This is a genomic window from Mycobacterium sp. NGS63 (assembly GCF_059812295.1).
In genome coordinates, this window is the sequence record NZ_JCALCJ010000008.1 from 152,241 (window position 1) to 166,313 (window position 14,073).

The 14,073-nt window shown below is 69.7% G+C and carries 15 protein-coding genes; 11 read left to right on the top strand and 4 right to left on the bottom strand.

What is annotated here, in order from left to right:
- Window positions 1-97: 97 nt before the first annotated feature.
- Window positions 98-388: an ANTAR domain-containing protein gene (locus AC5Y4Z_RS20575; protein WP_499966750.1), complete on the bottom strand. Its 291-nt coding sequence runs from the start codon at window positions 386-388 to the stop codon at window positions 98-100.
- Between the two features lie 370 nt (window positions 389-758).
- Window positions 759-1,979, bottom strand: coding sequence for a CaiB/BaiF CoA transferase family protein (locus tag AC5Y4Z_RS20580; RefSeq protein ID WP_499966581.1), 1,221 nt, complete (start codon window positions 1,977-1,979; stop codon window positions 759-761).
- Window positions 1,980-2,187: 208 nt separating this feature from the next.
- Here AC5Y4Z_RS20580 and AC5Y4Z_RS20585 point away from each other — a divergent pair, with 208 nt between their 5' ends.
- The 8 genes from AC5Y4Z_RS20585 to AC5Y4Z_RS20620 all read left to right on the top strand — a co-directional run bounded on the left by AC5Y4Z_RS20585 (window position 2,188) and on the right by AC5Y4Z_RS20620 (window position 10,735).
- Window positions 2,188-3,051 carry a mycofactocin-coupled SDR family oxidoreductase gene (locus AC5Y4Z_RS20585; RefSeq protein ID WP_499966583.1) on the top strand — a complete coding sequence of 288 codons (864 nt, stop codon included), beginning with the start codon at window positions 2,188-2,190 and terminating at the stop codon, window positions 3,049-3,051.
- A 70-nt stretch (window positions 3,052-3,121) separates the two neighbouring features.
- Complete coding sequence (locus AC5Y4Z_RS20590) at window positions 3,122-4,060, top strand: thiamine pyrophosphate-dependent dehydrogenase E1 component subunit alpha (protein WP_499966752.1); 939 nt, start codon at window positions 3,122-3,124, stop codon at window positions 4,058-4,060.
- A gap of 3 nt (window positions 4,061-4,063) precedes the next feature.
- Entirely contained in the window at window positions 4,064-5,062 is a 999-nt protein-coding gene (locus tag AC5Y4Z_RS20595) for an alpha-ketoacid dehydrogenase subunit beta (RefSeq protein WP_499966585.1), read from the top strand.
- Entirely contained in the window at window positions 5,055-5,291 is a 237-nt protein-coding gene (locus tag AC5Y4Z_RS20600) for a lipoyl domain-containing protein (RefSeq protein ID WP_499966587.1), read from the top strand. Before AC5Y4Z_RS20595 ends, AC5Y4Z_RS20600 begins: the two co-directional genes overlap by 8 nt.
- A gap of 18 nt (window positions 5,292-5,309) precedes the next feature.
- A complete protein-coding gene (locus AC5Y4Z_RS20605; protein WP_499966589.1) occupies window positions 5,310-6,182 on the top strand; it encodes an enoyl-CoA hydratase-related protein in 873 nt (290 codons plus the stop codon).
- Window positions 6,183-6,191: 9 nt separating this feature from the next.
- On the top strand, window positions 6,192-7,724 hold the full coding sequence (locus AC5Y4Z_RS20610) for an acyl-CoA synthetase (RefSeq protein WP_499966591.1): 1,533 nt from the start codon (window positions 6,192-6,194) through the stop codon (window positions 7,722-7,724).
- A 12-nt stretch (window positions 7,725-7,736) separates the two neighbouring features.
- Window positions 7,737-9,068 carry an aromatic ring-hydroxylating oxygenase subunit alpha gene (locus AC5Y4Z_RS20615; RefSeq protein ID WP_499966593.1) on the top strand — a complete coding sequence of 444 codons (1,332 nt, stop codon included), beginning with the start codon at window positions 7,737-7,739 and terminating at the stop codon, window positions 9,066-9,068.
- Complete coding sequence (locus tag AC5Y4Z_RS20620) at window positions 9,065-10,735, top strand: FAD-binding protein (protein WP_499966595.1); 1,671 nt, start codon at window positions 9,065-9,067, stop codon at window positions 10,733-10,735. Before AC5Y4Z_RS20615 ends, AC5Y4Z_RS20620 begins: the two co-directional genes overlap by 4 nt.
- Here AC5Y4Z_RS20620 and AC5Y4Z_RS20625 read toward each other — a convergent pair whose 3' ends face one another.
- Window positions 10,736-11,572 (bottom strand): enoyl-CoA hydratase-related protein, encoded by an 837-nt coding sequence (locus tag AC5Y4Z_RS20625; protein WP_499966597.1) that lies wholly within the window; start codon window positions 11,570-11,572, stop codon window positions 10,736-10,738.
- 113 nt (window positions 11,573-11,685) lie between these two features.
- Window positions 11,686-12,231, bottom strand: coding sequence for a class I SAM-dependent methyltransferase (locus AC5Y4Z_RS20630; protein ID WP_499966599.1), 546 nt, complete (start codon window positions 12,229-12,231; stop codon window positions 11,686-11,688).
- A gap of 38 nt (window positions 12,232-12,269) precedes the next feature.
- Between AC5Y4Z_RS20630 and AC5Y4Z_RS20635 the strand changes: the two genes are divergently transcribed.
- The 3 genes from AC5Y4Z_RS20635 to AC5Y4Z_RS20645 are packed head-to-tail and all read left to right on the top strand — an operon-like array spanning window position 12,270 to window position 14,060.
- Window positions 12,270-12,851, top strand: a complete 582-nt coding sequence (locus AC5Y4Z_RS20635) for a TetR/AcrR family transcriptional regulator (RefSeq protein WP_499966601.1) — start codon at window positions 12,270-12,272, stop codon at window positions 12,849-12,851.
- 29 nt (window positions 12,852-12,880) lie between these two features.
- Window positions 12,881-13,552, top strand: coding sequence for a TetR/AcrR family transcriptional regulator (locus AC5Y4Z_RS20640; protein ID WP_499966603.1), 672 nt, complete (start codon window positions 12,881-12,883; stop codon window positions 13,550-13,552).
- Between the two features lie 49 nt (window positions 13,553-13,601).
- Window positions 13,602-14,060 (top strand): hypothetical protein, encoded by a 459-nt coding sequence (locus AC5Y4Z_RS20645; protein WP_499966604.1) that lies wholly within the window; start codon window positions 13,602-13,604, stop codon window positions 14,058-14,060.
- The last annotated feature ends 13 nt before the right edge of the window (window positions 14,061-14,073 follow it).

Sequence of the window (14,073 nt, forward strand, 5' to 3'; positions counted from 1 at the left end):
CCAGTACCGCTTTCGCGGGCGGCTGATGACGGCGAGGTGATGGCGGCGGCCGCGGTACCCCCCAGGACCCCGGCCGCGCCACGTTCCTCACCCCCCGTCACCAACTCACAGCGGCCGACCTCCCGAACAGCGAGCCCCACTCGCGGCGGGCCGCGGACTGCGCGTCGACGAAGCTGGGCGTCTTCTCGCCATCGCCGGCCAGGTGCACCAGCGCCCACGCCATGGCGAACACCGGCACCTTGTGACGCAGTGCGGCACTGTGCAATTCATCGAAAGCGACATGCGACGGGCAGCGGCGAAGGCCGATGAGAATGCCCCGTGCGGTGTCGAGAATGCGGCCCGAATTCGGGCCGTACGAAGTCTGGGCTGGAACCCAGTTCGCCATCATGCTGTCGATCCCTCCTGTTGCGCCCGAACGAAATCCGCGACGTGCGAAGCGGAAGAGAATCCGCGCGGTGCGCATCGTTGCGCCCGTAATCCTTAAAAGGCGCCCCTATGCAATGATTTGCGCGGCGAACGCGTTGTGCCAGAGCGCTGCCCGCATCGGTATCCGCTCGTGACCGTTTCGGGACCGTTTCACACCGCGCGCGCCGGTCCTCTCGACTATGCGACGGGGGCCGTCACAGCGGGTCCAGCGCCGCGGTCAACCGGCCCCGGCCCGGGAACGTGGCCGCGCCGAGCGTGTTCTCAGGGCGAAAAAATCGCCCTCAGACTCGGGAAGGCCGCCATCAGTGCACGTTCGGCGCAGCGCGAGCCCCTTACAGAATCGCCTTGGCGTCCTTGGCCGCCGCGATCTCGTCCCAGTCGACGCCGAGCCCGAGCAGGATCTCCTCGGTGTGCTGCCCGTGTTCCGGGGCGCGGGCGGGCGCCGGCGGGGTCTCGTCGAATTGCACCGGCGCGGCGACGATCCGGTAGCGCTCGCCGTGGTCGTCGACGTTGGTCACCACGTACCCGTTGGGTTCGACCTGCGGGTCGTTGAGGGTTTCCCGGGGCGTCGCGAGGGCGCCCCACACGCCGGGCTCGTCGGCGAGCACCCGCTGCCAGTGCGCAAGGTCGTGGCGGGCAAAGGCGTTCGCCACGATCTCGGTCGCCGCGGCGGCGTTGGCGATCAGGTTGGAAGACGGCACGAATCGCTCGTCGGTGGCCAGCTCCGCCAGGCCCATGCGCGCACAGAAGCCGGCCCAGAACTTGTCGGGCTGCAGGAAGACCAGCTGAATCCACCTGCCGTCCTTGGTCTTGTACCGGTTGACCAGCGGGTTGATGGCCAGCCCGGGCGGCGCTCCCGGGATGCCGTCGATGTCGAAGAAATCGGCCGCCGATATCGACGGCGCGATCGACCACATTGCCTGGGCCAGCAGCGAGGAGTCCACGATCGTGGGCTCGCCGGTGCGTTCCCGGTGGAACAGCGCCGCGCAGACGCCGCCGGCCAGCGTCGCCCCGCCCTGCAGGTCACCGAACCCCGGACCCTGGACGGCCGGCGTGTCGGTGCCGAACGGCGTGAGCGTGTACGCCACCCCGCCGCGCGCCAGGTACGTGGCGGCGTCGAACCCGCCCCGATCCCGGTCCGGGCCCCGGACCCCCAGCCCGGTCCCCCGCGCGATGATGATCTTCGGGTTGAACCCGCGGATGTCGTCGACCGTGAGCCGCGCCCGTTCGAGCGCCCCGGGCAGCCAATTGGTCAGGAACACATCCGCGCTGGCCAGCAACCGGCCGAAGAACGCGCGACCCGTTTCGGACTTGATGTCGACGGCGATGCTGCGCTTGCCGCGGTTGCCCAGCTCGAGGATGAAGTCGGCGTCCGGGCGCGCCGCCTCGCGGGTGAAGCCGCCGACGACGAGCGCGCGGCCGGGATCGCCCGCGGCCACGCCCTCCACCTTGATCACGTCGGCGCCCCAGTCGGACAGCGCGGCCCCGGCTGACGGCACATAGGTCCACGACGCCAACTCGACCACCCGGACCCCGTGTAGGACACCGGTCACAGGAACCCCCTCGGGCCAGGCACCATTTCTTGCTATTTTAGATATTCTAGCTACTCTAAGGGACATTGATAGCCCATGCGATGGAGCCGACCATTGGTCCGATCCCGATCCGCGGTGCAGTCGATGCGCGCCGCGCACGCGTCCGTAGCGAATCACCTTGGCCCCCAACGCGGGTCGTTCAGGTAGGAACCGGGGCAAAGGACGCGCGATGGGCAGGGTGACGGGCAAGGTGGCCGTGATCAGCGGGGCCGCGCGCGGCCAGGGCCGCTCCCACGCGCGGCTACTGGCCGCCGAGGGCGCCGACATCATCGCGGTGGATCTGTGCGCCGACATCGACACCAACGAGTACCCGCTCGCCCGGCCCGAGGACCTCGACGAGACGGCGCGCCTGGTCGAGAAGGAGGGCCAGCGCGCGTACCCGGTGATCGCCGACGTGCGCGACCGGGTCGCCCTTTCCGCCGCGATCGATCGGGGTGTGGCCGAGTTCGGCCGCCTCGACATCGTCGTCGCCAACGCCGGTATCTGCCCGCTTACCGCGGGCCTGCCTCCGCAGGCGTTCGCCGACGCCGTCGACGTCGACCTGGTCGGCGTGCTCAACCTGGTCCACGCCAGCCTCAAGCACCTGCAGGCCGGCGCGTCGATCATCGTGATCGGGTCCAACGCGGCGTTCATGTCCTCGATGAACACCGCCGGAATCGATGGTGGGCCGGGCGGGGCCGGCTACGCGTTCGCGAAACTCGCTGCCGCACACTACGTCAACGACTTCGCGCTGGCGCTGGCGAAGTTCTCCATCCGGATGAACGCGGTGCATCCGACCAACGTCAACACCGACATGTTGCACAGCGCGCCGATGTACCGCGCGTTCCGGCCCGATCTGAAGGAACCCACCCGCGCGGACGCCGAGCCTGTCTTCCCGGTGGTCCAGGCGATGCCCATCCCCTACGTCGAGCCCGAGGACATCAGCGAGGCCGTGCTGTTTCTGGCCTCGGACGCGGCCCGTTATATCACCGGCCAGCAGCTCCGGGTGGACGGCGGCGGCTTCCTCAAGGTCAAGCCGTGGTCGGGCGCGTAATGCCGCGAACCGGCTTGGGCGACAACGTAACCGGGGGTTCATGGTGAGCGAGCGTCGACTCTACGAGCTGATGGTCCTGATGAAGGCCGCCGACGACCGGCTTTCGAAGGGCATCGGCACCGGCGAGTTCATGTGCGTGTACTGGCCGTCGCGCGGCCAGGAGGCCATCGCCGCCGCGATGGGGGTGGCGCTGCGCCCCGACGACCAGTTGGTGACGACCTACCGCGGGCTGCACGACCTGATCGGCAAGGGCGTCCCGCTTGAGGAGATCTACGGCGAGATGATGGGTCGCACCGTCGGCGCGAGCCGCGGCAAGGGCGGCACCATGCACATCGCCAACCCGGACAAGGGCGTCATGCTGTCCACCGGGATCGTCGGGGCCGGACCGCCGGTGGCGGTCGGGCTGGCGCTGGCCGCCAAACGCAAAGGCCTGGACCGCGTTACGGTGGTCAGCTTCGGCGACGGCGCCACCAACACCGGTTCGTTCCACGAGGCGGCCAACATGGCCGCGCTGTGGGACCTGCCGCTGGTCTTCGTCTGCCAGAACAACCTGTTCGCCGAGATGACGCCGACGGCGGACACGATGAAGCTCGAACACGTCGCGCAGCGCGCGGCCGGTTACGGCATGCCGGGTGTGCGCGTCGACGGAAACGACCCGCTCGCGGTGAAATCGGCGCTCGACGAGGCGCTGGACCGCGCCCGGGGTGGCGGCGGACCCACCTTCATCGAGTGCGTGACCTTCCGCTTCCGCGGTCACTACTTCGGTGACCGGATGCCCTACATCCCCAAGGATCAGCTGGCCGCCGCGCTGGCGGCCGACCCGGTGCCCCGGTTCCGCTCCCACCTCGCCGAGGCCGGCAGCTGCGGCGACGACGAGCTCGACCGCATCGACGAGCAGGCGGTGGCGGCGGTGGAGGCCGCGCTGCGCACTGTCATGGCCGCGGACCCAGCCTCGGCCGACGAACTCGACCGCGACGTCTACGCGACGGCCATCGGGTTTCCGGTGTAGTTCATGGCCGATCAAGAGATGACGATGCGCGAGGCGCTGAACCTCGCGCTCGACCAGGCGCTGGCCGCTGACGACCGAGTCTTCCTGCTGGGCGAGGACATTGCCGACCCGGGCGCGTCCGGGCCGACCGCCGGGCTGTCGACGAAGTACGGCCACGAACGGGTCCTGGACACCCCCATCTCCGAGGCCGCGATCGTCGGCGCCGCGATCGGCGCGGCGATCGATGGCATGCTGCCCGTCGCGGAGATCATGATCATGGACTTCATCGGCATCGCCGCCGACCAGCTGATCAACAACGCGGCCAAACTGCGGTTCATGACCGCGGGGCGCACCACGGCGCCCATCACCATTCGCACCCAGGTGTACGCCGGGCTGGCCACCGGCGCCACGCACTCGCAGAGCCTGGAGGCGTGGTTCATGCACATCCCCGGGATGAAGGTGATCGTGCCGTCCACCCCCCGCGACGGCAAAGGCCTTCTGACGGCGGCGATCTTCGACCCCGACCCCTGCCTGTTCATCGAGACCATCCGCCTGCAGGGCAAGAAGGGGCCCGTCACCGTCGATCCCGGGTTCTCCATTCCGCTCGGCCGGGCCGACGTCAAGCGGCCCGGCACCGACGTGACGCTGATCAGCTACGGGCGCGCCGTGCACGACGCGCTCGCGGCGGCCGACGCGCTGGCCGCCGACGGCGTCAGCGCCGAGGTCGTCGACCTGCGCACCCTGGTACCGCTCGACGTCGACACCATCGTCGAATCCGCCCGGCGCACCCGGCGAGTCGTGGTGGTGCACGACGCGGTGCGGTTCGCCGGCCCTGGCGCCGAGATCGCGGCGATCCTGCACGCCGAGTTGTTTTCCGAGCTGGCCGCGCCCGTCGAGCGGGTGGGCGCCCGGTTCGTCCCGAACCCGGCCGCGGCGGCGCTCGAGGCGCAGGTCTACCCGTCCCCGGCGCGCATCGTCGCGGCCGCCCAGCGGACGCTCGCGGAGGCGAGAACGCGTGGCTGACTTCGTGATTCGGATTCCGCGCGTGTCGGTGGCGGTGTCGGAGGCCGAGCTCACCGGCCTTCTCGTCGACGCCGGCGAGCACGTCGAGGCGGGCACGCCGATCTACGTGATCGCCACCGAAAAGGTGGAACAGGAAATCGAGGCCGGCGCCTCGGGCATCGTGCGGTGGACGGGACAGGTGGGGACCACCTACGACATCGGCGCCGAAATCGGCGTCATCACTTCATAACTCAGAAAGGCACGCCACATGGACCTCAACGAGACCCGCGAGAGAATCATCTACGAAAAGCAGGGCCCGATCGCACGGGTCACGCTCAACTGGCCCGAGAAGGCCAACGCCCAGGACCAGAAGCTGGCCGAAGAGGTCGACGCCGCCCTGCTCGATGCCGACCGCGACTACGACATCAAGGTGCTGATCCTCAAGGCCAACGGCAAGGGCTTCTGCTCCGGGCACGCCATCGGCAACAACGCCGTCGACTACCCGGCCTTCGTCGAGGGCGCGCAGGTGATGGGCACCCCGTGGAAACCGCAGACCGACCTGTTCGTCAAGCCGATCCTGAACCTGTGGGAGTTCTCGAAGCCGACCATCGCGCAGGTGCACGGCTATTGCGTCGGCGGCGGCACCCACTACGGGCTGACCACCGACATCGTCATCGCCTCCGAGGACGCCTACTTCTCGTACCCGCCGCTGCAGGGCTTCGGCATGCCCTCCGGAGAGTGCTCGATCGAGCCGTGGATCTTCATGAACTGGCGCCGCGCGGCCTACTACCTGTACCTCGCCGAGGTCATCGACGCGAAGAAGGCCCTGGAGGTCGGCCTGGTCAACGAGGTGGTCCCCCGCGACCAACTCGACGCGCGCGTCGACGCCATCGCCCGGCACATCGCCCAAGCGCCGATGACGACGCTGCTGGCCACCAAGGCCAACCTCAAGCGCGCCTGGGAGCTGATGGGGATGCGCGTGCACTGGCAGAGCTCCAACGACCTGGTCGCGCTCGCATCGATCAGCAAGGACGTCCAACAGCTGATCCAGACCGTGTTCAAGGACAAGGTGCTGCCCTCCGAGCAGGCCCGCCGCCAGGCCGCGGCCGCCGCCCAGACCGACGGCGCCACAACGGCTTAGGTCCCGCGCGTGAACATCGCCGACCACGCGAGCGCGGCCGCGCAGTCGCCGGCCTTGATCACCGAGGGCGGCACGATCTCGTTCGGCGACCTGTATGCCCGCGGCCGGCGGGTGGCCGCCGTCCTGCACGCGGCGGGGCTGCGGCGCGGCGACGCCGTGGCCCTCCTCGTCGCCAACCGACCGGAATTTCTCGAAATCACCTGGGGATGCCAGCTTTCGGGGCTGTACTACACGCCGGTCAACACCCACCTCACCGTCGACGAGGTCGCCTACATCGTCTCCGACTGCGAGGCGCGGGCTTTGTTCGTCGACTCGGAGTTTGCCGAGCTGGCAGCCAAACTCCGCGACAACAGCCCCCGGCCGGACGTCCTGATCGGCGCCGGCGGGCCGCTGCCGGGCTGGGCTTCCTACCACGACGCGCTGGCATCCTCTGGCGAGGCGCCACCGGTGTCGGACGGGTCGGAGATGCTCTACTCGTCCGGGACCACCGGGCGGCCCAAGGCGGTGCGCCGGCCGCTTCCCGTCGACGGCAACGGATCCTGGGCCCAGGCGGTGCTGGAGATGGCCCTGATCCACAAGTACGGCATGGACTCCTCGAGCGTGTACCTGTCCCCCGCGCCGCTGTACCACGCGGCCGGGGTGAACTACACGATGGCGGTCAACCGGGTGGGCGCCGCGTCGATCCTGGTGCGCAAGTTCGACGCCGAGACCGTGCTGCGCCTGATCGAAACGCACCGGGTCACCCACGCCCAGTTCGTGCCGACCATGTTCGTGCGGATGCTGAAGCTGCCCGAATCGGTGCGAAGCCGCTACGACGTGTCGAGCCTGCGGTGCGTCATCCACGCGGCGGCGCCCTGCCCGGTGGACGTCAAGCACCGGATGATGGAGTGGTTCGGGCCGATCATCCACGAGTATTACGGCGGCACCGAGGGATTCGCGGGCACCACGATCGGCCCCGAGGAGTGGCTGGCCCACCCCGGTTCGGTGGGCGTGCCCATGGCCCCCGTCCACGTCGTCGGCGCGGACGGGCGGGAGGTTCCGGTCGGCCAGTCCGGCGAGCTGTACTTCGAGGGCGGCCCCGCGTTCGAGTACTTCAAGGATCCCGCCAAGACCGCGTCGGTATCCAACGACCGCGGCTGGCGTTCCCTGGGCGACATGGGCTACGTCGACGACGACGGATACCTCTACCTGACCGACCGCTCGACGTTCATGATCGTCTCGGGCGGGGTCAACATCTACCCCCAGGAGGCGGAAAACCTGCTGGTGATGCATCCCAAGCTGGTCGACGCCGCGGTGTTCGGCGTGCCCAACGACGAGTTCGGCGAGGAGGTCAAGGCCGTCGTGCAACCGGTCGACGGCGTGGCTCCCGGGCCCGAGCTGGAGGCCGAACTCATCGCGTACTGCCGGACCCACCTGGCCGGCTACAAGTGCCCGCGCACAGTCGAATTCGACCCGGAGTTGCCCCGCGACCCGAACGGGAAGCTTTACAAGCGCCGCATCCGCGAGCGTTACTGGCAGGGACGCACGTCACGGATCGTGTAGAAGAGGGCGGCTATGAAAGTTAGGAACGTGCCGTGGGCGGTGCAAACCCCCGACCGGATCCCCAAGCAGCGCTATTACGACCCCGAGTTCTACGCGCTGGAGAAGGAGCTGCTGTGGCCGCGGGTCTGGCAGATGGCGTGCCGGCTCGAGGAGATCCCCAAGCCCGGCGACTACGTCGAGTACGAGATCCTCGACGAGTCGATCATCGTCGTGCGGGTGGACGCCGAGACCGTCCGCGCCTACCACAACGCCTGCCGCCACCGCGGCGTAAAGCTGGTGGAGGGTAACGGGTCCCGGCGCACCTTCGTGTGCCCGTTCCACGGCTGGTGCTGGGGCATCGACGGGCGCAACACCTTCGTGCTGCGGCCCGAGGAGTTCGACGAGCACAACCTGGACCCCGACGACCTGCGGCTGGTGTCGGTGCGCTGCGAGCTCTGGGGCGGGTGCGCGTGGATCAACCTCGACGACGGCGCCCCGCCACTGCGGGACTGCTTCGAGCCGTTCGCGTCGCGATACGACGCGTGGAAGGTGGAGTCACTGCGGGTGGAGTGGTGGCAGGCCTGTCGGCTGCCGGTGAACTGGCGGCTGGCGACGGCCGCGTTCATGGAGGGCTATCACGTCCCGCAGACCCACCCGCAGCTGCTGCCGTCCTCGATGCCGAACACGTCGAAAACGCCGGGCCTGGCCCAGACCAACCTGTACTTCATGCGCACGCTCGGCGAGGGCATGGCCGGGATGACCCACGAGAACGACATCCGCATCGCCGAGGGCCTGCAGACCATGGACCTGCCGGCCGATCCGGCCGCGGCGATGGCCACGTGGCACAGCGCCCTCAACGACGCGATCGTCAACTGGCACCGCGCCCGGGGCTGCGACATGCCCGACCTCAACGACCTGGAGCGGCGCGGCCTCCTCGATGCGATCAATTTCTGCTTCCCCCACTATTTCCTGCTGCCCCAATACAGCAGCGCCTCGTCGTACCGGATCCGCCCGCTCGGCCCAGAGGAGACGTTGTTCGAGATCTGGTCGCTCACCCGGTTGCCGTCGGACGAGTCGGCGGGCCGGCCCACCCCGCCGGAGCCGATGGCGCCCGACGACCCGCGCTGGCCCCCCATTCCCGCGCAGGACTTCTCCAACCTGCCCAAGCAGCAGAAGGGCCTGCACTCCAAGGGGTTTGAGTACATGCGGCTGTCCAGCCGGATCGAGGGGCTGATCTCCAACTTCGAACGCGTCGTCGACGGCTTCCTCGCCGGCCTGCCGTACGAGGCGCTGGTGCCCGCAATCCAGAAGACCAACACCACCATCGACGTGCCGATCGTCGACCTGGGGCTGGAGGCAAGGTGAGCACACACTGGGACCGCTCCGTCGACCTGCTCATCGCGGGCAGCGGCGGCGGCGGCATGGTGGCCGGGCTGGCCGCGCTGGACTGCGGGCTCGAACCGCTGATTTTCGAAAAGCAGGCGCTGGTCGGCGGATCCACCGGGCTGTCGGGCGGCATCGTCTGGCTGCCCAACAACCCGTTGATGCGGGCGCAGGGCGTCGCGGACTCGCACGACGACGGGCTGGCCTACCTGGCCGACGTGGTCGGCGACATCGGCGCGCCGTCCTCGCCCGCGCGCCGCGAGGCGTTCCTCACCGCTGGCTACGCGATGACCAACTTCCTGATCCGCAAGGGCGTGCGGCTCGTCCGCTGCGACGGGTGGAGCGACTACTACCCCAACCACAAGGGCGGCAACGAATCCGGGCGCGCCATCGAGGGCGTCCCGTTCGACGCCGCCGAGCTGGGCGACTGGAGCGACAAGGTGCAGCCGCCGCTGGCCAAGAATTACGGGTTCGTGCTGCTGACCAACGAACTGCGCTCGGTGCAGTACTACAACCGTTCGCCGCGGGCGTTCGCGGTGGCTACCAAGGTGTTCCTGCGCACCGCTTCCGCCCGGGCGCGGCGCCGCCAGATCCTCACCAACGGCTCCTCGCTGATCGGCCAGATGCTCAAGGCGCTGATCGATCTCAGCGATGGGCAGCCGCCGCTGTGGACCAACGCGGCGCTCGACGACCTGATCGTCGAGGACGGCCGCGTCGTCGGCGCCCGCCTCACGCGCGGCGGCGCAACCCTGAACGTGCGGGCCCGCAAGGGCGTCCTGCTGGCCGCGGGCGGATTCGGCCACAACAAGGAGATGCGCCGCCGGTACAGCGGCGACCAGCCCAACGAGGCGCAGTGGTCGATCGCGAACGCCGGCGACACCGGCGAGGTGCTGCAGGCCGCGATGCGGCTGGGCGCCAAGACCGACCTGCTCGACGAAGCCTGGTGGCTGCCTTCGGTTTTCATCGCCAACGGCGGTGCGGCGGCCGCCTCGCTCGGCTCCGGCCGGCAGCGGCCCGGCGCCATCTACGTCGACGCTAGCGGGCGGCGGTTCTGCAACGAGTCGAACTCCTACGTCGAGGTCGGCAAGGCGATGTACGCCAACAAGGCGGTGCCGTGCTGGATGATCTTCGACGACGGCTACGTGCGCCGCTACGTGGCGGGCACCAACCCGCTCAAGCGGCGGCTGCCGCCCCAGCTCGTCGACAGCGGCGCCGTCAAGCGCGGCGACTCCATTCCCGATCTGGCCCGCCAGATCGACCTTCCCGCCGACGAACTCGCGAACACCATCGGCCGGTTCAACGGGTTCGCCGCCAAGGGCCTGGACCCCGATTTCGGGCGCGGTCAGTCGGCCTACAACGACTGCCTGGGCGACCCCGGCTATCGGCCCAACGCCGCCCTGGGTCCCCTCGACCGCGCGCCGTACTACGCCACGAGGGTCTTCCCCGCGGACGTCGGGACGTGCGGCGGGGTGCTCACCAACGAGCACGCCCAGGTTCTCGACGAACAGGACCTGGTGATCGAGGGCCTGTACGCGACCGGCAACACCACCGCGACGGTGATGGGCCGCACGTATCCGGGCGCGGGCGCGAGCATCGCCAACTCGATGGTGTTCGGCTACGTCGCCGCGCGGCACGCCGCCGGCAGGTAGCTAGGAACCCTCGTCGCGGGCGACGAAATCCCTTGGCTTCATGCCCGATTCGAGGAGCTCGGCGCGGCGTGCCTGGACGTCGGAGGCGGCGCCGACCATGTTGGTCAGGATGTGGCTGACCTGCAGGTGGACCCGCATCCCCATCAGCTCCCAGGCCCGCTTGACGTTGTTCTTCACCGCCATCAGCGTGGTCAACGGGATCTGGGCGATCTTGCGGGCCATCTCCTCGACCGTGTCTTCCAGATCTTCGCGTGGCACAACCCTGTTCAGCAGGCCCCAGTCCAGCGCCTGCTGCGCCGACAGCGTCGGCGCCAGCAGCAGCCAGTCCATGGTGCGATGCCAGTTCATCAGCAACCAGGGCTCGATCATGGTGTGCCCGCCCGGCTCGCCGAGGCTCTGGGCAAGGGGCATCTGGAAATACGCGTCGTCGGAGGCCACGCAGAAGTCGGTCAGCAGGCCCAGGTAGATCCCGCCGCCCATGCAGTAGCCGTGGATCTGCGAGATCGTCGGCTTGGGAAACTCCCACAGGTACAGGGTGGGCCACAAGAACAGGTCGGCGGTCCCCTTGTACAGCTCCTCGAAGGTGTTTCCGAAGTCGGGGTAGGGGTTCTCGTCCGGGCCCCAGCGGGCCACGTGGCCGCCGCAGAAGCCGTTGCCGTTGGCCTTGAGGATGACGACCTTGATCTCGTTGTCGCGGTCGGCCTCGTGCAGGCAGTTGTCGACCTCGGTGACCAACACCGCGTCCTTGGTGTTGGCCTTGTCGACCCGGTTGAGGATGATCCGCGCAATCGGCGGTTCGCGTTCATAGATGATCGCCTCGAGGACGCGCCGCTCCATGTCCGGGGACACTACCGGGGTTTCGGGCCCGCGACGAGGCCGCCGAGCCTGCGTACAGATCGCGGATTTGGCCGAAATCGCGATCTGGGCGCAGGCTCGATCGCCGAGGAGCGTCAGCGCCGCGCGAGCAGCCATGCCTGGCCGTCGCCCTCGCCGTCGGCGATGCGCTCGAGGTCTCCGAACGCGGCAATCAGCTCGCCCGGCGCCGCGCGGAACGGCCCGGGCGCGGCCCCGACCTCGCTGAGCGCCGCGATGGCCAGCAGCCCGCCGGGCGCCAGGCGCTCGGCGATCGCCCGGTCGAGGCGGGGGTCGCGGAATCTGTGGCACAGGATGACGTCGGCGGGCGGCCCGGCCGGCAGGCCGTCGTCGAGGTCGACGGCGTCGAGGCGGCAGCGGTCGGCGACGCCGGCGACCCGCGCCACCTCGCGGGCCTGCCCGATCGCCACCGCGGAAACGTCGTACCCGGTGACGTCCAGCCCGCGCCGCGCCAGCCACACCGCGCCGAGACCCTGCCCGCAGGCCAGGTCCAGCGCCCGGCCCGACGCCGGAACCAGGTCCAGATGGGGTGCGAGGAAGGCGGGCGGCCCCACCGCGCCGAGCGGCGGCGGTCCCTGCGCGGCATACCGCTCGTCCCAGCGGCGCCGGTCCCCCTCGGCCATCGGCGCCACCTCCCTGGAAGCGTTTCTACACTGAACCGGTGTCCGACAGCGGTGACAGTGGTGCCGGCCCATCGCGCCGCTCCGACCGCCGCCCGGCGCAGACCATCCGCAAGGTCCTCGACGCCGGGCTGGAGGAGCTGCGCGAGTCGTCCTACGCCAACCTGACCATGCGCGCGGTGGCGACCCGCGCGGGGGTCTCACCGGCCAGCGCCTACACCTACTTTCCGTCGAAGAGCGCACTGGTGGCGGCGGTGTACCTGCGCGTGCTGCGCGACCTGCCCTTACACACCGGCGCCGACGACGCCACCCCGGCCCGCGTCAGCGCCACGCTGCGCGACATGGCGCTGATGGTCGCCGACGAGCCGGAGCTGGCCGCCGCCTGCGGCACCGCGCTGATGGCCGACGATCCGGCGGTCGCGCCGCTGCGCGAGCAGATCGGCGACGAGGTGTCCCGGCGCATCGGGGCCGCGCTGGGCCCCGGCTGGCCGCGCTCGGTGCGGTCCGCCCTGCAGATGACGTTCGCCGGGGCGCTCATGACGGCCCGGTTCGTGAGCTACCAGGAGATCGCCGGACAGCTCGACGAGGCCGTCAAGCTCATTCTCGGCGTAGCGGTCGGCTAAACAGGCTGCGGCTCACTATGATCCCAGCTGTGCGCAGCCACGGTTGGGCGGGGAACACGCCCTCCTCCGACGAGGAGGCGATCGCGCGCATCCTCGACGCCGCCGACAAGATCATCGACGAGCGCGGCCCGGCGATGCGGATCGCCGATGTGGCGCGCGCCGTCGGGGTGACCCGCCAGACCGTCTACCGATACTTCCCCGGCACCCAGGCGCTGCTGGTGGCCACCGCGATGCGTTCGGCCGACGGGTTTCTCGAGCGGTTGGCCACCCATCTCCACGACGTCAGCGACCCGGTGGTGGCCGTGACCGAGGGAATGGCGTACGCCATCGAACAGCTGGCCCGCGACGGCCAGGTCGACCTGGTGTTGACCAGGCCCCACCGCGGCGGGCCGGCCGCCCCCATCGTCTCCGACACCGCGTTGGCATTCGGACGCTCGATGCTGCATCGTTTCGACATCGACTGGGAGCGTTACGGTTTCGACGAAGCGGGACTCGACGAGCTGAACGAGTTCAGCCTGCGGGTGCTGCACTCCTTCCTCGCCGACCCGGGCCGACCGCCCCGCAGCGGCGCCGAGCTCCGGCGCTACCTCACGCGCTGGATCGGGCCGGCGATCGCCTATCCGCAGCTGGCGCGCGCGACGGATGCCCTTCGGGGCGCCGAACCCGCCCGGCCGCGCCGCCGCCCGTCGAGAGCGTCCTGATCGGACACGTTGCGGGCCAAGGCAACTCGTGACACCAGGAGGAGCGTAAGTGGTGGGTCTGGGACAGATCGCGCTGAACAGCGCGCCCGTGTTCGGCGGCGCGCTGCTGGCCATCGCCGCCGGACAGTTTCGGGCCCCCGACTACCGCGAGGGGATCAAACAGGACATGGACCTGCTCGACCGGCTGCCGCCGGAGGCCGCCGAACGACGCGCCGAGCTGCAGCGCACCATCGACGCCCGAATCGACGACCTGATCGCGTCCGTCGACAGGAGCCGCGCGCTGCGCAAGGCCGCGCAGACCTATCAGGGCAACTGGCGCGACGCGGTGCTGTTGCTGTGCGTGCTGCTGTTCACCGTCATCTGGTGGGACGTCAGCCACAGCCGCAGCAACTGGCTGCCGATGTTCATCCTGCTGATCCTGCTATGCGTGGTCACCGCCGTGTACACGGTCCGGGGCGCGCTGCGCGCCGCCGGCGCCTACCTGCACCGGTCGAGCGACGTCACGTGAGGGCGTGGCCGCT